The sequence below is a fragment of the Cupriavidus necator genome (genome assembly GCF_040578825.1).
In the GTDB taxonomy this organism is placed as follows: Bacteria; Pseudomonadota; Gammaproteobacteria; order Burkholderiales; family Burkholderiaceae; genus Cupriavidus; species Cupriavidus necator_E.
This window is the reverse complement of record NZ_JBEFLI010000031.1, coordinates 61,012-78,683: the sequence shown is the minus strand read 5'-3', so window position 1 is coordinate 78,683 and position 17,672 is coordinate 61,012. Positions and strand designations below refer to the sequence as shown.

The window sequence follows — 17,672 nt, the reverse complement described above, 5'->3', positions numbered from 1 at the left end:
AGTTCCTCGGCCATATCGTGCGCGGCGAGCCGATCAAGCTGGTCGACGGCGGCGCGCAGCAGCGGGCCTTTGCCGATATCGCCGACGGCATCAGCGCGCTGATGCGCATCATCGAAAACCCCAACGGCGTGGCCACCGGCAAGATCTACAACATCGGCAACCCAGGCAATATCCACTCGGTGCGCGAGCTGGCCGAGATGATGCTCAGAATGGCGGCCGACTATCCGGAATACGCGGAGGAAGCACGCAAGACGCGGATCATCGAGACCTCGTCGGGCGACTTCTACGGCAAGGGCTACCAGGACGTGCAGCACCGTGTGCCGAAGATCGGCAACACGATCGAAGAGCTGGCGTGGGAACCGAGGATAGGGATGGAGGCGTCGCTGCGGCGCATCTTCGAGGCGTATCGCGCGCACGTGACGGAGGCGAGGACGTTGGTGAATCAGGGATGAGGGTGCACCAAAGCCGCCCGAGCTAGCCTAAGCAAGGTGTTCTCCCTCTCCCCTCAGGGTCCTCAGGGGGAGAGGGTTGGGGTGAGGGGTGGTTTAGCTAGGAGCCACATCAAGCGGGGCCAACGGTGTAAACCCACGGACGTCAGCTTTGACCCGCCTGCCCTCACCCCCTGCCCCTCTCCCGCAAGCGGGAGAGGGGAGCACACCCGCAGCGCGCCCAGGCACCAGGCACGCGCGCAGCCTCAGCCGGCCGACACCTCAATCCGCCGCGGCCGCGCTTCTTCCCTGCGCGGGATCGTCAGCTTCAGCACGCCGTCCTGCAAGTTGGCCTCGATGCGCGATGCATCGAGATCCGGGCTGAGCGTAAACGTACGCGCATAGCGCGGCTGCCGGATCTCGGCATGCTGCACGCGCAGGCTCGCGGGCGTCGGCACGACGGCTTCGCCTTCGATGCGCAGGCTGCTGTCGTGCACGTTGACCTCGAGGTTCTCGCGCGGCACGCCGGGCAGGTCCGCCCACAGCGTGACCCCGGCGGAAGTCTCGTAGATATCGACCGCGGGCACCAGCGTCATGGCCTGGTTTTCCTCGCGACGTTGCGCGACGGCGCCCTGGTCACCTTGGCCGCTTGTATTCTGGTCGCGCTGGACAACCTGGTTCGAATCGCTCATGGCTTCCTCCTCACGTTAGCTGACGGTGATGGCGCGGGGACGCGACGCCTCGCGCTTGCCTACGCTGATCGACAGGCAGCCATTGGTGTAGCGTGCCTGCACCTTGTCGGGATCGGCCGACTGCGGCAGCTCGATCACGCGGCGGAAGCTGCCTGAGAAGCGCTCCTGCGCATAGGGCCGCACCTCGGCTTCGCCTTCTGGCTGCAACTGGGCACGCTCCCCACTGATGGTCAGCAGGCCCTTGTCGATCGATACGTCGAGCTGGTCCAGCTTGATGCCGGGCGCGAACACCACGATCTCGATCGAATCATCGGTCGTGCCGATATTCAGCGGAGGGAACGCCCCGAAACGTCCGGAGCGCAGGCTGGTTGGAAACCCGCCGAAGAGATTCGCCATCTGCCGTTGCATCCGGTCGAATTCACTGAACGGGTCAGTCCCGAAAAAGAAGTCACTCATGGTTAGATCCTCCTTCTATGCAGCGGGGAAACCGCAGGACCCTGATGTCATGCACCTGATCTGCTGCGAGGCCGCTGCAAACCAACGGAAACACGCAGCGCCGCGTTGCCGCGACGACTGGGCAATCCATAATTAGTGCTGCCCCGCCAGGATTTCAAGGGGTCGTATAGCGGAACAATCGGACGCTGGCAGGTATCGGCCGCGTCACAGCCGCCCGTCGGGATTCAGGCGCCGGCGCGGTCGAAGCCCGCCTTGCGCGCCAGCACGATCGCCTGCGCGCGGTTTTCCACTTCCAGCTTGGCGAAGATGCTGGTGATGTGGTTGCGCACGGTCTTCTCGCACAGGTCCAGGTGGGCGGCGATCTGGGCGTTGTCGCGGCCCTGCGCGATCAGTTCGACGATATCGCGCTCGCGCCGCGTCAGCGCGGTGAAGGCGGGATCGCGTACCTTCTCCGCCGCCGGCAGGAAGGCGCGCACCTCGTCCAGCCAGCGGCGCCACGCCGGCTCGGTTTCCAGCAGCAGGTGATTGCCGCTTTCCAGCGGCACGAAGCGCGCGCCCGGAATCTCGCTGGCAATCAGGCGCCCCTCGTCGAACGGCACGCGCGCATCGCGCACCGCATGCAGCACCAACGTGGGACACGATACCCTGGGCAGCAGCGCCACCACGTCGATCTCGTTGAAGACGCGCATAAAGCGCGCGGCATTCAGCGGCGAGGTGGAGACCCGCTCGAGTTCGTTGAACCAGGCGTGCTGCTCGGCGCTGCCGCCGGGAATGAACTGCGTGGTGAAGAACTGGCGGAAGGCGGGATTTTCCTGGCCCCAGCCGAGCTCGGCGAGCCGGTTCATCAGCTCGGCCTCTTCGCGCAGTTGCGCGCTCAGGTTGTCGCGCTTCAGCCGCCCGCGCGCGTAGCCGCCGTGCAGCACCAGGTGGCTGACGCGCTCCGGATGCGCGACCGCGTAGGCCACGGCGAGCGAGGCGCCCTGCGAGATACCCAGCAATGGGAAGTGCTCGACCCCGGTGGCGTCGACGATGGTTTCCAGGTCGCGCAGCCAGGCGTCGAAGGACAGGTCTTCGATATCGCGATCGGAAAGGCCGCAGCCGCGCTCGTCATAGCGGATCAGCATATGCGTGGCCGACAGCGCCATGATCATATGGCTCCACACCGGACTGCCCACATCGAATTCGAGATGGCTCATCCAGTTGGCTGCCTTGACCAGCGGCGCGCCGCTGCCCGTGATGGCGTAGGCAAGGCGAACGCCATCACAGCTGGTGCACAGGCGGATCTGCTGCTTGAACATCGGCATGTGGGGGCCATGCGGGCTGGGACTGCGTGCCGCAACGGCAGGCGCGCCGCGTGACTTCCCTAGCTTAGTCAAAAAAGGACAACGGAGCGGCCCCGCCGAACCGCTGCGCTGCCCTGCCCTGCTCAGGACAGGCACTCTCCGCGCTCGCGGGCATCGGTGCGCGCGCCCTCGGTAAAGCCGTCGCGTGAACTGATGCGGGCGCCGTCAGCAACGGCGTCGCGCGTGCGCATGCCGTCCCGGTACGGATCAAAGCCACGGACCGCGCACACGGACATGCCCTGACGCGCCACCACGGGCAGCATCGTGGCCTCGGAAGCGGGCCCGCGCGCGCCGTCGGTGAAGGCGTCGCGCTGCCCGGAGCGGGTGTGCGCGGCAGTGGCCCGGGTGGCTTCGTCGGCCACACCGGCGTGGGCAGTCTGGCTCAGCCCGGCGGCAAGTGCGGCGGCGGCAAGCAGGGTCTTGGCAAACATCTTGTGCATTGCTATCTCCAACAGGGACGACCGGCGGCATGGCCGCGTCGGCGTTTCCTCATGCAGGCGATCGGCTACGGGAACAGCACGGACCGCACGGGATCGCCTCTGCCGTGCAAGCCGTTGCCTGGCGCGAGCCGCCTGCCATCCCATCACGGCAGCGGCGGCGCCTGACTCCTTGACCAATGGGTCTGGATGCGGAGAACGAACCGCTCTGGGGTCAGTGCAGCCATCCGAGCATGGCGAACAGCGGCGCCAGCGACGGCAGCAGCCGCGCCGGACTGTGCCGGAGTGCCGCCAGGCGCGCCGACATGACGTCGGCGGCCAGCCGCACCGCGGCGTGCCAGGCAGCCGCATCCGGTCCCTGGCGTCCGCGCAGGGAGCGCGCCAGCGACAACGCGCGTCCCAGCTCGCGCGCCGGCGCGCCGTGATCGTGATCCAGCTCACGCAGGGAGGCGAGGCACGATTCCCAGTTCGCATGTGAATGACAGAAGACGTAGAGCAGCAGGAGCGCCGGCGGCAGCAACGCCGCGCCGGTGCGTGCCACGCGGTGGCGCAGGAACCATTGCAGCCACGGCGGCAGCGCGCGTCGCAGCGGCAGCACGCGACGGACATCGTCGGCATACCGGCTGGACTGGCGAGACCACTGCTGCAACGGGCGCATGGCACGGACTCCTTCTGGAAGGAACCGCCGCGAAGGCGGTCAGTGACAAGGTGAGGGTTGCATTGTCTGGCGGGGGACGGTCGGGCGCATGAGGCCGGTGTCCCGGGTCGGCGTCGCGGCGGTCAACTTTCCGGGACTAGCGCCCCGGTGGCGGCATAGGCGTGGCATAAGCGCCGGGGCGTGGGCAAAACAAAAACCCCCGGGGTCGCCAGACGGCGCACACCCGGGGGTCCGCATCCATGGCCGCGGGCACCTGGCCCGCCTGGCTCAGATCTCGACCTTGGTGCCCAGCTCCACCACCCGGTTGGCCGGGATCTGGAAGAAGTCCGACGGCTTGGCGCCGTTCTGATGCATCCACGCAAACAGGCTCTCGCGCCACATCGGCATGCCCGGCAGCTTGGACGGGATCACCGATTCGCGCGCGATAAAGAACGAGGTCTCCATCAGCTCGAAGTGCATGTTGAGCCTGCGGTCGGCCAGGTCCAGCACCTTCTGCACGTCAGGCGTTTCCTTGAAGCCGTATTCCGATTTCAGGATAAACACGCCGCCGCCCAGGTCCTTGCAGCTCAGGCGATGCTCGTCGTCCACGTATGGCACGTCGCGCGTGATGAAGTGCAGGAACACCACGCGCTCATGCAGCACGCGGTTGTGCTTCAGGTTGTGCAGCAGCGACACCGGCACCGAATCGGTATTGCCGGTCAGGAACACCGCGGTGCCCTCGACGCGGTGCGGCGGATGCGCCAGCAGGCCGGCGATAAAGGGCTCGAGCGGAATGCCGTCTTCCAGGCTGCGTGCGCGCAGCAGCTTGCGGCCGCTGTACCAGGTCATCAGCATGAAGAACGCGGCGGTGCCCAGCAGCAGCGGGAACCAGCCGCCCTCGGCGATCTTGAGCAGGTTGGCCGCGAAGAACGACAGGTCAATCAGGATAAAAGCAAAGCTGAGCACCGCCACCAGCGCGGGGTTCCACTTCCACACGTTGCGCATGCACACCGCCGCCAGGAGGGTGGTGATGACCATGGTGGTGGTCACGGCGATGCCGTAGGCCGCGGCCAGGTTCTCTGACTTCTTGAACGAGATCACCACGCCGATCACCAGCACCAGCAGCAGCCAGTTGACCACCGGCAGGTAGATCTGGCCGATCTCCGCCGCCGAGGTGTAGCGCACGCGCATGCGCGGCACGAAGCCCAGCTGGATCGCCTGGCTGGTCAGCGAGAAGGCACCGGAGATGACCGCCTGCGAGGCGATCACGGTGGCGCAGGTGGCCAGCAGGACCATCGGAATCAGCAGGGGCTCGGGCACCATCAGGAAGAACGGGTTCACTGCGCCGGCGGGGTTGTTCATCAGCATCGCGCCCTGGCCGAAGTAGTTCAGCATCAGGCACGGCATCACCAGCACGAACCAGCCGATGCGGATCGGGCGCGCGCCGAAGTGGCCCATGTCGACGTACAGCGCCTCGGCCCCGGTCAGCACCAGGAACACCGAGCCCAGCACGATAAAGGCCTGCAGTGCATGCTCAACCAGGAAGTTGATGGCGTAGTAAGGATTGACCGCCTTCAGGATCTCAGGCGCCTGGACCAGGTTGAAGATGCCGAGCGCGCCCAGCGCCACGAACCACGCCGTCATGATCGGCCCGAACAGCTTGCCCACCGCGGCGGTGCCGTGGCGCTGGATCAGGAACAGCGCGGCCAGGATCACCAGCGTGATCGGTATCACGAATCTGGAAAGCTGGGGCGCGGCGATCTCCAGGCCCTCCACCGCCGACAGCACCGAGATGGCCGGCGTGATGACCGCATCGCCATAGAACATGCAGGCACCGAAGATGCCGAGCATCATCAGCACCTTGGCCTTGCCCGAGCGTTGCGCCACGGTGCGCAGCACCAGCGCCATCAGCGCCAGCACCCCGCCTTCGCCGTCATTGTCGGCGCGCATCACGAATACCACGTACTTGATCGAGACCACGATGATCATGGCCCAGAACAGCATCGAGATGACGCCCAGCACGGCGTCGGGGCTGAACGCGATGCCGTGTTCCTTGCTGAAGCACTCCTTCAGGGCGTACAGCGGACTGGTGCCGATGTCGCCGAACACGACACCGACCGCGCCGAGCACCAGGGCGCGGGTACTGGGGCTTTCGACGAAATAATGGCTGGTGGTGGTGGCTTGGGTCATGAAGTTGGGTCTGCTCGACCGGCTCGCCGGCAGTTTGTTGGCTCTGGCGCGGCCCGTGGCCCCGTCGCGTGCAGATAGGGACCTGGAGCGGGCCGCCGCGTCCGTTTCCGGTTTTTTCTGGCGGTTCTATTGCATTGCACAATCGGGCGCCATTTTAGAGGAACTGACCGTGATCGACCACTGCGGAAGAATGGGATGCCGCTTTCGTGACTTCGCAAGCATGGGAGGGAAGCAGAGGATGGTCAAGCCCTGGCGTAGCAAAACAGCGTGACCTTGCGCCCGCAAGTAGCGTTGTGGCAGGGCAACAAAAGCGCCTCATCCGGCGCTTTTGTTGATCAGACGCCGAGGTAGCGGTCGAGCGCCTCGGGCTTGCCGGCAAGATCCGCCGCCGGACCCGCCAGCACTACCCGGCCCTTCTCCAGCACCACGGCGCGATCGGCATGTGCCAGCACGGAGCGGAAATTGCGGTCGACCACCACCGAGGCGATGCCGGTGCCACGCACGGTGGCGATGACTTCCCAGATCTCGCGCACGATGCGCGGCGCCAGCCCTTCGGTGGCTTCGTCCAGCACCAGGCAGTCGGGATTGGTCATCAGCGCGCGGCCGATGGACAACATCTGCTGCTCGCCGCCCGAGAGCTGCTGGCCGCCATGGGTCAGCCGCTCCTTCAGCCGCGGGAACAGGTCGAGGACGCGGGCTTCGTCCCAGTCGATGCGGCCGTTGCAGCCCTCGCGCGCGGCCATCAGCAGGTTTTCCCGAACCGACAGGCTGGGGAAGATGCCGCGCCCTTCCGGCACATAGGCCACGCCCAGCCGCGCCACCTCGAACGGCTGCGCGCGCGAGACATCGTGCCCGGCCACGGTGATCCGGCCCTGGCGCTGGCGTACATGGCCCAGCAGCGTGCGCAACAGCGTGCTCTTGCCCATGCCGTTGCGGCCCAGCAGCCCCACCGTCTCGCCCACGCCCACGGTGAAATCGATGCCGCGCAGCACATGGCTGGAGCCATACCAGGCGTGGATGCCGTTGGCTTCGATCATCGGCGTGCTCATCGGCGTACTCATCGGCGTACTCATGCGGCCTCGTGGTCTTCTTCGCCCAGGTAGGCGACCTGGACTTCATGGTTGGCCCGGATCGCCTCCGGGCTGCCGGTGGCAATCACCGCGCCGTTGACCATCACGGTGATGCGGTCGGCGACGGAGAACACCGCGTCCATATCGTGCTCGACCAGCAGGATGGCATGCCCCTCGCGCAGGCCGCGCAGCAGCGCCAGCATCCGCGCCGACTCTTCCGCGCCCATGCCGGCCAGCGGCTCGTCCAGCAGCAGCGCCACCGGTTGCGTCGCCAGGCACATCGCCACCTCGAGCTGGCGCTTCTGGCCGTGCGCCAGGTCGCTTGCGAGCCGGTCGGCCAGCGGCGCCAGGCCGGCGCGCTCCAGTGCTTCGTCGGCCAGCGTGGCGCTGGTGCGGCAAGCCTGTGCGCTTTCCCACAGCCGCCACGCCTTCTGCGCGCGCGATTGCGCGGCCAGCCGGCAGTTCTCGCGCACGGTCAGCGGCAAGAAGATATTGTTGCGCTGGTAGCTGCGCCCCACCCCATGGCGCGCCAGCCGCGGCTGCGACCAGCCGGTGACGTCCTCGCCCTTCAGGCGCAGGCGCCCGGACGATGGCGGCAGCTCGCCGGAGAGCATGTTGATCAGTGTGGACTTGCCGGCGCCGTTGGTGCCGATCACAGCGTGGATCTCGTGCAGCGACAGCGACAGGTCGACATTCGCCACCGCGGTCAGGCCGCCGAAGCGGCGCGTGAGCTGCTGCGCCTCAAGGATCGGGATTCCGGCGGGATTCATGCGGCCTCCGTATTGCTTGAGCGCTGTCCATCGGACTGGGCGGCGGCCGCCTCATCGGCTTCGGCCCCCGCATTGCCATTGCGCCGGCCGCGGCGTCCGTGCCGCAGCACCGCCGGCAGGCTGACCAGCCCACGCGGCAGCAGCGCCACCGCGACGATGATGAAGCCGCCCATCAGCAGCTGCCAGTGCTTGGTCAGCGTGCTGAACCACTCGGCCAGCAGCACGAACGAAAACGCGCCCAGCACCGCGCCGGCCAGGCTGCCGACGCCACCCAGGATCACCATCAGCATGGCATTGCCCGACTGGTGCCATGACGCGATCTCCGGATTGACGAAGCCGAACTGGATCGCATACAGAAAGCCCGCCACCCCGGCCAGCAGCCCGCCCGCGACAAAGGCGCCGAGCTGGTAGCGGTAGGTGGCGTAGCCGGCCGCGCGCATGCGCTGCTCGTTATGGCGGATGCCCACCAGCGCATGCCCGAAGCGCGAGCGCAGCACCAGCGCCAGCACCCCCACCGTGGCCAGCAGCCCCAGCCATACCAGCCAGTAGAAATGGGTGGGATCGTTGACCGTCAGCAGGCGCTCGCCCGGCACCGGGAATTCCGGGCGGAAGTAGATATAGGTGCCGTCGCTGCCGCCGGCGACCTTGGTGTCATGGAAGACGAAGTACACCATCTGCGCGAACGCCAGCGTCACCATGATGAAATAGATGCCGCGCGTGCGCAGCACCAGCGCGCCCACCACCAGCGCCAGCGCGGCCGAGGCCCCCAGCGCGCCGGCCAGCAGCAACCAGCCGTTGCCGGGGCCGGACTCGGGCGCCAGCATCGCGGTGGCGTAGGCGGCCATGGCGAAGTACGCCGCATGCCCCAGGCTGACGAGCCCGGTATAGCCGATCAGAAGCTGCAGCGACAGCGCGAAGATCGCCATGATCATCACCTTGCTGAGCAGCTCGATATAGAACTTGTGGCTGTCCGCGGTCAGCAGCAGCGGCAGCGCCGCCAGCACCGCGAACGCCACGAGCCAGCCCAGCGTGGCCGCTATGGCGCCATGGCGCCGTGCAGATGCGCCGGCACGCGCCGGCAATGTCGTCGGATTCATCAGACTTGCTCCGAGAAACCCCGCCCTTCAGGGCGGGGAGTGAAAGGAGTGCCGCCGGCAGCAAGCACTTCCAATTTAGAATGACCGGCATGCTTCTGGTCTATCGCTACCGGGTGAAGTCGCTGAACGGCCTGCTCAATCAGCAGAGCCGCGCGGTGAACTACGTCTGGAACTTCTGCAACGACACGCAGAAGCAGGCACTCAAGTGGGGCAAGAAATGGCTCACGGGTTTCGACCTGAACGATTGACGACCGGCACTAGCAAGGAACTGCGCATCCATTCCGGCACCATCAACGCGGTTTGCGAGCAGTACGCCAAGTCGCGTAGCCAGCACCGCCGGCCGTACCTGCGCTATCGCGGCCGCAAGTCCCTCGGCTGGGTGCCGCTCAAGGGCCGGGACCTGAAGCGCTCGGGCGACGCATTCCGCTTTGCCGGCAATACGTTTCGCGTGTTCAGCTCCAGGCCCCTTGAGGATGTCAAGTCAGCCCGCCTTGAACAGCCCCTGCGGCTTCCACAGCAGGATCACCGCCATCAGCAGGTAGATCAGCACGCCGGCCGCCTCCTGCCAGAACACCTTGCCGAAGGTATCGACAAAACCCAGCAGCAGCGACGCCACCAGCGCTCCCTTGACCGAGCCGATGCCGCCGATCACCACCACCACGAAGCAGACGATCAGCACCTGCGAGCCCATGCCCGGATAGACCGACGACACCGGCGCCGCGATCATGCCGGCCAGCACCGCCAGCGCCACGCCCAGCGCAAACACGAAGCGGTACAGCACCGTGATATTGATGCCGAGCGACTGCACCATCTCGCGGTTGGTGGCGCCGGCGCGGATCATCATGCCCAGCCGCGTGCGGCGGATCACGTAGTACATCGCCCCGGCCACCAGCAGGCACACGGCGGAGATAAAGAGCCGGTACACCGGGTACGTCATGTCGTTGCCGATCGGCAGCGAGCCGTCGAGCAGCGCCGGCACCTGCACGCCGTGCACATCGTCGCCAACCAGGATGCTGCGCAGCTCCTCGAACACCAGGATCAGGCCGTAGGTCATCAGCACCTGCTGCAGGTGGTCGCGCTCGTACAGGTAGCTGAAGAAGGCCCATTCCAGCACGTAGCCGAACGCCACCGCCAGCACGATGCCGAGCGGGATGGCGATAAACAGATTGCCGGTCAGCCCGGCGAGCGTGAAGGCCAGGTAGGCGCCCAGCATGTAGAAGCTGCCGTGCGCCAGGTTGATCACGCCCATGATGCCGAAGATCAGCGTCAGGCCGCTGGCCACCAGGAACAGCAGCAGGCCGTACTGCACGCTGTTCAGGCATTGGATCAGGAAGGAGACGATGTCCATGGGGGATGCTTCAGCGGGTTACAGACAGGGCGATGGTTTTGGGTGCTCCCAAGCCGCCCGGGCTTGCCTAAGCAAGGTGTTCTCCCTCTCCCCTCAGGGAGAGGGTTGGGGTGAGGGGTGGGCTAGCTAGGTGCCACATCAAGCGGGGCCAACGGTGTTAACCCACGGGCGTCAGCCTTTGATGCTCCCGCCCTCACCCCTCTCCCGCAAGCGGGAGAGGGGAGAAAACCAGCAGCAACAACGGAAGCGCCCACAGCTCACAACCTGCACCCGCGCGCCGGATCCGCCAACGCCTTCACCGCCACCGCACTGACCTTGTTCTCGCGCCCCTCCACCTTGCGCAGGTAGAAGTCCTGCACCGGGTTATGCGCCTTCGACAGCGTAAAGGTCCCGCGCGGGCTGTCGATCCTGGCCGCGCCCATGGCCTTGTACAGGTCGGCCTTGCGCGTCATGTCGCCCTTGACCGCGTTGGCCCCCGCCGCCAGCAGTTGCGCCGCGTCGTAGCCCTGCACCGCGTAGACATCGGGCTGCAGCTTGTAGGCCTTGGCGTAGTCCAGCCTGAAATTCTTGTCGCGCGGGTTGGTCAGGCCGTCGGCGTAGTGCAGCGTGGTTTCCAGCCCCTGCGCGGCGGGGCCCTGCGCTTCCAGCGTGCCGTCGGTGAGGAAGCCCGAGCCATACAGCGGGATCTTGTCCTTGAGCCCCGCCGCGGCCCAGTCCTTGACGAACTTGACCGCGCCGCCGCCGGCGAAGAACACGAATACGGCATCGGGCTTGAGCGAAGCCACTTCGGTGATCAGCGCCTGGAACTCGACATTGGGGAACGGCAGGCTCAGTTCCTTCACCACCTTGCCGCCCTTGGACTCGAACGCCTCCTTGAAGCCCTTGACCGACTGCTCGCCGGCCGCGTACTTCCAGGTCAGCGTGACCACCTTCTTCAGGCCGCGCTCGCCCAGCACCTGGCCCATCGCGTAGCCCGGCTGCCAGTTGGAGAACGAGGTGCGGAAGATATTCGGCCCGCACAGCGGTCCCGTGGCTTCGTCCGCGCCGGCATTGGGGATGATCAGCAGCGTGTTGTTTTCCTTGGCCACCTTGACGATGCCCATCTGCACGCCGGAGTGGACCGTGCCGACCACCACGTCGACCTGATCGCGCTTGACCAGCTTGGTGGCGTTTTCCGGGGCCTTGGCGGGGTCGGATTCATCGTCGACCTTGAAGTACTCGACCTCGCGCCCGCCGAGCTTGCCGCCCTGCTGCGTCACATACATGCGGAAGCCGTTCTCGATGGCCGTGCCCAGCGCCGCATAGGTGCCGGTGTACGGCAGCATGAAGCCGACCTTGATCTTTCCGCCGGTGGCCGCGGGTGCGGCAGGTGCCGGCTGGGCGGCAGCGCCGCCCATGGCAAACACGGTGGCGACGGCAAGGCAGGCAGGCGCGAGCCTGCGCGAGGTGAAGCGACGCATGATGTCTCCTGGTGGTCAAGCCGGCGGCTCGCTGGACCGTTGCCGGTCCCCCTGCCCTTGCCATGGCCGCACCGGGCATGCAAACGGGTGCATGCGAAGCCCGGGACCCCGTGCAACGGGCGCGAAGCCCAATTATTTTAGGTATGAAGTATTCGCATTTATATGCCGAACCGCGGCGTGCGTCAACGGTCCAGGCTGATCGCGGTGTGGCGAATGCCCGCATCGCGCGAGTTTAAGCAACGTGGTCTGGGGGGCATATCGATGGATACCCTCGATTTGCGCCATGGTCCCGTACTCGTCATCCTCGCCCTGCACGGCCAGCACCGGGCACCGCAATCCGGACAGCAGCGGGCGCAAGTCCCAGTGGCGGAAATCGGGGTCGAGCCAGATATCGTTCCAGCCCCAGAAGGCGGAATCGACATCGTCATGATGGCGCGCCAGCCGCTGGCGCAGGTCGGTTTCGAGGTAGGTTTCGCGCGTGGCCGCGATGCTGCTTACCGACAGGTCCTCCACCACGATATGCGGCGCCAGCACGGTGATGCCGTCGACCGCCAGCGGGAAGCTCGCAGCGTAGATCAGCGCGATCGAGCCGCCGTCGCTGTGCCCCAGCAGCCAGGGCGTGCCGTGCGTGCGGCCGGGTCCGATGTCGAGCGCATCGAACAGCGCGGGCAGTGCCTCGCGCGCCTGCCGGTGCATGAAATCGGGGCGCCATTTCTCGTCGTGCGGGCGCGGCGTGGAACGGCCGTAGCCGTAGCGTGAAAACACCAGCCCGCGGTAGTCGCCGGCCTCGCAAAAGTCGCGCGGGAAATCGCGCCACATGCTGACCGACCCCAATCCTTCATGCAGGAACACCACCAGCGGGCGCTCCGTGCACTCGGGCCGCAGCCACTGGTATTCGATCCGGATACGGCGGTTGTCGAAAGGGATTTCCACCAGGCTGCTTTGCATGGGCACCTTGTTCTGTGACATCGGTTCAGGAAGCGGTCATTGCGCGGGCCGCTGCCCGGCTTCACACGCAACTTCGCGCGCAGCGTTTTCGCGCTGGCGCAGCCGGAAGCGCTGGATCTTGCCGGTCGCGGTCTTGGGCAGTTCGGCTACACATTCGATCTGGCGCGGGTACTTGTACGGCGCCAGGCGCGACTTGATAAACGCCTGCAGCTCGGCCGCCATGCCGTCATGCCATTGCTGGCCGGGCCGCAGCACCACGAAGGCCTTGGGCTTGACCAGTTCGTCGGCATCGGCGACGCCGATCACCGCAGCCTCCAGCACCGCCGGATGCTGTGCCAGCGCGGCCTCGACCTCGAACGGCGACACGTAGATGCCGCCCACCTTGAGCATGTCGTCGCTGCGGCCGGCGTAGGTGTAGTAGCCGTCGGCATCGCGCTGGTACTTGTCGCCGCTGCGGGTCCATTCGCCAACGAATGTGTCGCGGGTCTTGTCGCGATTGCACCAGTACATCAGCGCCGCGCTCGGGCCCTTGATGTAGAGGTCGCCGATCTCGCCGGGCGCGCACGGTTCGCCATGCTCGTCCAGCAGCTTGAGTTCATAGCCGGGCACCGGCTTGCCGGTGGTGCCGTAGTGCACGTCGCCCGGCCGGTTGGACAGGAAGATATGCAGCATCTCGGTGGAGCCGATGCCGTCGAGGATGTCGCAGCCGAAATGCGCCAGGAAGCGTTCGCCGATATCGCGCGGCAGCGCCTCGCCGGCGGAGGTGCAAAGGCGCAGCGACACTTCCGCGCGCGGCGGCAGGTCGGGCGCGGCCAGCATGCCGGCGAACAGCGTCGGCACGCCGCAGAAGATCGTCGGACGCTGCTCGCGCAGCCGCTTGAATACCGCCGCCGGCGTGGGCCGCTCGGCCATCAGCACGGTGGTGGCGCCGACCGACATCGGGAAGGTCAGCGCATTGCCCAGCCCGTAGGCAAAGAACAGCTTGGCCGCCGAGAACACCACGTCGTCCTCGCGGATGCCAAGTACCTGGCGTGCGTACAGGTCCGCGGTATGGAACAGGTTGCCATGGGTATGCACCGTGCCCTTCGGCTTGCCGGTGGAGCCGGACGAGTACAGCCAGAACGCCATGTCGTCGGGCCCGCTGCGCACCGTCTGCGCGGGCGAGCGCGTGCGCGCCAGCATCGCCCTTACGCTGCACGTCGGTGCGGATTCGCCATGCGGCGCCGCCTGGATCACCATCGGCGTCAGCCCGCTCTTGTCGATCGCCGCCTTCATCACTGGCAGCAGTGGCTCGGACACCACTACCGCGCGCGCGGCGCTATGGCCGAGCATGTAGGCGTAATCGTCGGCGGTCAGCAGCGTATTGACCGCCACGGGCACCACGCCCGCCAGCAGGCAGCCGAGGAAGACCGTGGGGAAATCGATGGTATCGAGCGCGCACAGCAGCAGGCGCTCTTCCTGGCGGAAGCCCGCGTCGCGCAGCGCGCCCGCAAAGCGGCGGGCGCGCGCATCGAGCTCGGCATAGGTCAGCGAGGTAGTGTCGTCGATATAGGCGATCTTGTCGCCACGCCCGGCCTCCAGGTTGCGCGACAGCAGGTCCTCGGCGGCGTTGTAGCGCGGCGGCAGTGTGGTGATGGGGGTGTCGGATGCGGATGGAACAGCCAACGGCGCGGACGGTGCGGTCGATGCAGCCGATGGCACGCCGGCGTCGGTATTGGGGGGCGTCATGTCTCCACTCCTTGGTGTCGCGCGCCGCGAGCCGGTCGGCTAGCGGCGGCGTCAGGCCAGTCGCTGTTCTTGCGGTGTCCGCCATGGCATGCCGGCATCCGCTTGTCGATGCATTTTATTTCATATCAACTATTATGCAAGCGAGGGGATGCACTATAGGACAGGCCTTACAGACCAGGACCGCCTGACCCGCCACTTCGGGCCCCGGCCTGCTCGTATAATGCGCCCTTGCTTTTTGCCGGCTACCTGCGCCGGCCAACCCGACCCTGCCACCATGCGCCGCGATCCTGCCCCGCTGCCCGCCGCCGATACCGATGCCAACGCCCGCGCACCCCGCGACGCGTCGGCCCCGGCCGCCAACGGCGAGCGCGATCCCTACCTGACGCTGCTGGGCGAGCGCATCCGGTCGCTGCGCGCGTCGCGCGGCATGTCGCGCAAGGACCTGGCGCGCGGCGCCGGCGTCTCCGAGCGCTACCTCGCCAACCTGGAAACCGGCACCGGCAATGCCTCGGTGCTGCTGCTGCGCCAGGTGGCCGGCGCGCTGGACGTGCCGCTGCCGGTGGTACTGGCGGAACTCGATGGCCAGAACGGGCAAGGCGGCCAGCAAGCCACGGAATTCGCGCAGATGGTGCAGTGGCTGGCGCAATTGCCGGCGGGCGACCTTGCGCGCGTGCGCGAAGCCTGCCGCCACGCACTGGCGCCGGAAGAATCCGGAGACGCGCGCCACCGCCGTATTGCACTGATCGGGTTGCGCGGCGCCGGCAAGTCGACGCTGGGCCGCGCGCTGGCGGCGGCCCGGGACGTGCCCTTTGTCGAACTCAATACCGTGATCGAGCAGGAAGCCGGCGCCAGCCTGTCCGAAATCCACTCGCTGTACGGCCAGGCCGCCTACCGCCGCTACGAGATGCGCGCGCTGGAGCGCACGCTGCGCGAGCACGAGCGCATGGTGCTGGCCACGCCCGGCAGCCTGGTGTCGGAGCCAGCCACCTTCAACCTGCTGCTGTCGCAGTGCTACACCATCTGGGTGCGCACCTCGCCGGAAGAGCACATGGCGCGCGTGGTCGCCCAGGGCGATATGCGGCCGATGGAAGGCAACCGCGAGGCCATGGGCGACCTGCGCCGCATCCTGCAGGCGCGCGCGCCGCTCTATGCCCGCGCCGATATCTCCATCGACACCAGCGGCCAGGACGCCGCCACCTCGCTGCAACAACTGCGCACCCAGCTTCAGGCCGCCGGCGCCTGACCCCTTCGCTTCACCCGCCGGACCGGCGCACCGCCCGACAAAGGCATTGCGCCGGGCTTCTCGCTGCACTATATTTCATCAAAAGCCGCAAGGCACTATAGTGCATCAAGGAGACAGCCATGTCCGCGCCGGCAACCGCCCCACTGCAGCCTGACTCTCAGTCTGGAGCCACCGCTCCTGTCACGTTCGAGCGCCATCCCGACCAGTACCGACATTGGAAACTGAGCTTTAACGGCCCGGTCGCCACGCTGTCCATGGATGTCGATGAGGAAGGTGGCCTGCGCCCGGGCTATTCGCTGAAACTCAATTCCTATGACCTGGGCGTCGATATCGAGCTGCATGACGCATTGCAGCGCATCCGCTTCGAGCATCCCGAAGTGCGCACCGTGGTGCTGACCAGCGCACGTGACCGTATCTTCTGCTCGGGCGCCAATATCTTCATGCTCGGCCAGTCGTCGCATGCCTGGAAAGTCAACTTCTGCAAGTTCACCAACGAGACCCGCAATGCCATCGAGGATGCCAGCGAGCACTCGGGGCTGAAATTCATCGCGGCCTGCAACGGCACCACCGCCGGCGGCGGCTATGAGCTGGCGCTGGCGTGCGACGAGATCGTGCTGGTCGACGACCGCTCGTCGGCGGTGAGCCTGCCCGAAGTGCCGCTGCTGGGCGTGCTGCCCGGCACCGGCGGCCTGACCCGCGTGACCGACAAGCGCCATGTACGACGCGACCATGCCGATATCTTCTGCACCACCACCGAAGGCGTGCGCGGCCAGCGCGCCAAAGACTGGAAGCTGGTCGACGAGGTGGTCAAGCCCGCGCGTTTTCCCGAATACATCGCCGAGCGCGCCGCCGCGCTGGCCGCCACCAGCGACCGCCCGCAGGGCCACCATGGCATCACGCTGACGCCGCTGTCGCGCAGGGTCGAGCCGGACGGCTACCGCTACGAGACCGTGCGCGTGCATGTCGACCCCGGCGCGCGCAAGGCCACCATCACCGTGTTCGGCCCTGACAAGCACCAGCCCGCCGACCTTGCCGGCGTGGTGTCCGCCGGCGCGCAATGGTGGCCGCTGAAGATGGCGCGCGAACTCGACGACGCCATCCTGACGCTGCGCACCAACCACCTCGATATCGGCATCTGGGTGCTGAAGACCGACGGCGACCCGGCGCAGGTGCTGGCCGCCGATGCGTTGCTGGAAGCGCATGCCAGTCACTGGTTCGTGCGCGAGACCATCGGCATGCTGCGCCGCACGCTGGCGCGCCTCGATGTGTCGTCGCGCAGCCTGATCGCGCTGATCGAGCAGGATTCATGCTTCGCCGGCACGCTGCTGGAACTGGCGCTGGCCGCCGACCGCAGCTATATGCTGCACCTGCCCGACGCGCCCGATGACGCGCCCCGTGTGTTCGTCTCGGCGGTCAACTTCGGGCGCTATCCGATGCCCAACGGGCAAACCCGGCTGTCGGCGCGCTTCTACGGCGACGAGGCCGCACTGACGGCGGTGCGCGACCATATCGGCGCGCCGCTGGATGCGCTCAGCGCCGACTCGCTTGGCCTGATCACCGCCGCGCCCGACGATATCGACTGGGAAGACGAGATCCGCATCGCGCTGGAAGAGCGCGCCAGCCTGTCGCCCGATGCGCTGACCGGCATGGAAGCCAACCTGCGCTTCGGCGGCACCGAGAACATGGCAACGCGCATCTTCGGCCGCCTGACCGCGTGGCAGAACTGGATCTTCCAGCGTCCCAACGCCGTCGGCGAGAACGGCGCGCTGAAGGTCTTCGGCACCGGCAACAAGGCGCGCTTCGACTGGGACCGCGTGTAGACGCG

General features: G+C 66.9%; 17 protein-coding genes and 1 pseudogene. 5 read left to right on the top strand and 13 right to left on the bottom strand.

The features are described from left to right. Positions 1 to 452: NAD-dependent epimerase/dehydratase family protein (locus AB1I47_RS17075; protein WP_354684924.1), on the top strand; the 452-nt coding region annotated here is incomplete at its 5' end. Between the two features lie 242 nt (positions 453 to 694). On the opposite strand, the gene AB1I47_RS17070 is transcribed toward AB1I47_RS17075, so the two are convergent. From AB1I47_RS17070 to AB1I47_RS17045, 6 genes are all read right to left on the bottom strand, one after another. Further along, complete coding sequence (locus AB1I47_RS17070; RefSeq protein WP_354684923.1) at positions 695 to 1,120, bottom strand: Hsp20/alpha crystallin family protein; 426 nt, start codon at positions 1,118 to 1,120, stop codon at positions 695 to 697. Positions 1,121 to 1,135: 15 nt separating this feature from the next. Beyond that, on the bottom strand, positions 1,136 to 1,576 hold the full coding sequence (locus AB1I47_RS17065; RefSeq protein ID WP_354684922.1) for an Hsp20/alpha crystallin family protein: 441 nt from the start codon (positions 1,574 to 1,576) through the stop codon (positions 1,136 to 1,138). Between the two features lie 224 nt (positions 1,577 to 1,800). Beyond that, positions 1,801 to 2,880, bottom strand: a complete 1,080-nt coding sequence (locus tag AB1I47_RS17060) for an alpha/beta fold hydrolase (protein WP_354684921.1) — start codon at positions 2,878 to 2,880, stop codon at positions 1,801 to 1,803. Between the two features lie 122 nt (positions 2,881 to 3,002). Then, the gene (locus AB1I47_RS17055) at positions 3,003 to 3,359 is read right to left on the bottom strand and encodes a hypothetical protein (RefSeq protein ID WP_354684920.1); all 357 of its coding nucleotides are present in this window, start codon (positions 3,357 to 3,359) and stop codon (positions 3,003 to 3,005) included. 211 nt (positions 3,360 to 3,570) lie between these two features. Next, complete coding sequence (locus AB1I47_RS17050) at positions 3,571 to 4,014, bottom strand: hypothetical protein (RefSeq protein WP_354684919.1); 444 nt, start codon at positions 4,012 to 4,014, stop codon at positions 3,571 to 3,573. A gap of 267 nt (positions 4,015 to 4,281) precedes the next feature. Further along, a complete protein-coding gene (locus tag AB1I47_RS17045) occupies positions 4,282 to 6,183 on the bottom strand; it encodes a potassium transporter Kup (protein WP_354684918.1) in 1,902 nt (633 codons plus the stop codon). On the opposite strand from AB1I47_RS17045, the gene AB1I47_RS17040 reads away from it, so the two are divergent. Next, positions 6,182 to 6,454: a hypothetical protein gene (locus tag AB1I47_RS17040; RefSeq protein ID WP_354684917.1), complete on the top strand. Its 273-nt coding sequence runs from the start codon at positions 6,182 to 6,184 to the stop codon at positions 6,452 to 6,454. The genes AB1I47_RS17045 and AB1I47_RS17040 overlap by 2 nt on opposite strands. Before the next feature lie 64 nt (positions 6,455 to 6,518). On the opposite strand, the gene AB1I47_RS17035 is transcribed toward AB1I47_RS17040, so the two are convergent. Genes AB1I47_RS17035 through AB1I47_RS17025 form a run of 3 tightly spaced genes read right to left on the bottom strand, consistent with a single transcriptional unit; the run spans position 6,519 to position 9,120 of the window. Beyond that, positions 6,519 to 7,232: an ABC transporter ATP-binding protein gene (locus AB1I47_RS17035; RefSeq protein WP_354684925.1), complete on the bottom strand. Its 714-nt coding sequence runs from the start codon at positions 7,230 to 7,232 to the stop codon at positions 6,519 to 6,521. A gap of 20 nt (positions 7,233 to 7,252) precedes the next feature. Beyond that, positions 7,253 to 8,023, bottom strand: coding sequence for an ABC transporter ATP-binding protein (locus AB1I47_RS17030; protein WP_354684916.1), 771 nt, complete (start codon positions 8,021 to 8,023; stop codon positions 7,253 to 7,255). Next, positions 8,020 to 9,120: a branched-chain amino acid ABC transporter permease gene (locus AB1I47_RS17025; protein ID WP_354684915.1), complete on the bottom strand. Its 1,101-nt coding sequence runs from the start codon at positions 9,118 to 9,120 to the stop codon at positions 8,020 to 8,022. The genes AB1I47_RS17030 and AB1I47_RS17025 overlap by 4 nt, the downstream gene beginning before the upstream one ends. 89 nt (positions 9,121 to 9,209) lie before the next feature. Here AB1I47_RS17025 and AB1I47_RS17020 point away from each other — a divergent pair. Continuing rightward, a pseudogene (locus tag AB1I47_RS17020) lies at positions 9,210 to 9,601 on the top strand (RNA-guided endonuclease InsQ/TnpB family protein); the annotation flags it as partial. On the opposite strand, the gene AB1I47_RS17015 reads toward AB1I47_RS17020, so the two are convergent. From AB1I47_RS17015 to AB1I47_RS17000, 4 genes are all read right to left on the bottom strand, one after another. Beyond that, positions 9,602 to 10,468: a branched-chain amino acid ABC transporter permease gene (locus AB1I47_RS17015; RefSeq protein WP_354684914.1), complete on the bottom strand. Its 867-nt coding sequence runs from the start codon at positions 10,466 to 10,468 to the stop codon at positions 9,602 to 9,604. It abuts the pseudogene before it with no gap. A gap of 257 nt (positions 10,469 to 10,725) precedes the next feature. Then, complete coding sequence (locus AB1I47_RS17010; protein ID WP_354684913.1) at positions 10,726 to 11,928, bottom strand: ABC transporter substrate-binding protein; 1,203 nt, start codon at positions 11,926 to 11,928, stop codon at positions 10,726 to 10,728. Between the two features lie 132 nt (positions 11,929 to 12,060). Then, complete coding sequence (locus AB1I47_RS17005; RefSeq protein ID WP_354684912.1) at positions 12,061 to 12,876, bottom strand: alpha/beta fold hydrolase; 816 nt, start codon at positions 12,874 to 12,876, stop codon at positions 12,061 to 12,063. A gap of 36 nt (positions 12,877 to 12,912) precedes the next feature. Then, positions 12,913 to 14,604 carry a benzoate-CoA ligase family protein gene (locus tag AB1I47_RS17000; protein ID WP_354684911.1) on the bottom strand — a complete coding sequence of 564 codons (1,692 nt, stop codon included), beginning with the start codon at positions 14,602 to 14,604 and terminating at the stop codon, positions 12,913 to 12,915. A 274-nt stretch (positions 14,605 to 14,878) separates the two neighbouring features. Between AB1I47_RS17000 and AB1I47_RS16995 the strand changes: the two genes are divergently transcribed. Together AB1I47_RS16995 and boxC are read left to right on the top strand one after the other, a co-directional pair. After that, complete coding sequence (locus AB1I47_RS16995) at positions 14,879 to 15,847, top strand: helix-turn-helix transcriptional regulator (RefSeq protein WP_354684910.1); 969 nt, start codon at positions 14,879 to 14,881, stop codon at positions 15,845 to 15,847. A gap of 119 nt (positions 15,848 to 15,966) precedes the next feature. Next, a complete protein-coding gene (gene boxC / locus AB1I47_RS16990) occupies positions 15,967 to 17,667 on the top strand; it encodes a 2,3-epoxybenzoyl-CoA dihydrolase (RefSeq protein WP_354684909.1) in 1,701 nt (566 codons plus the stop codon). Positions 17,668 to 17,672 lie beyond the last annotated feature (5 nt).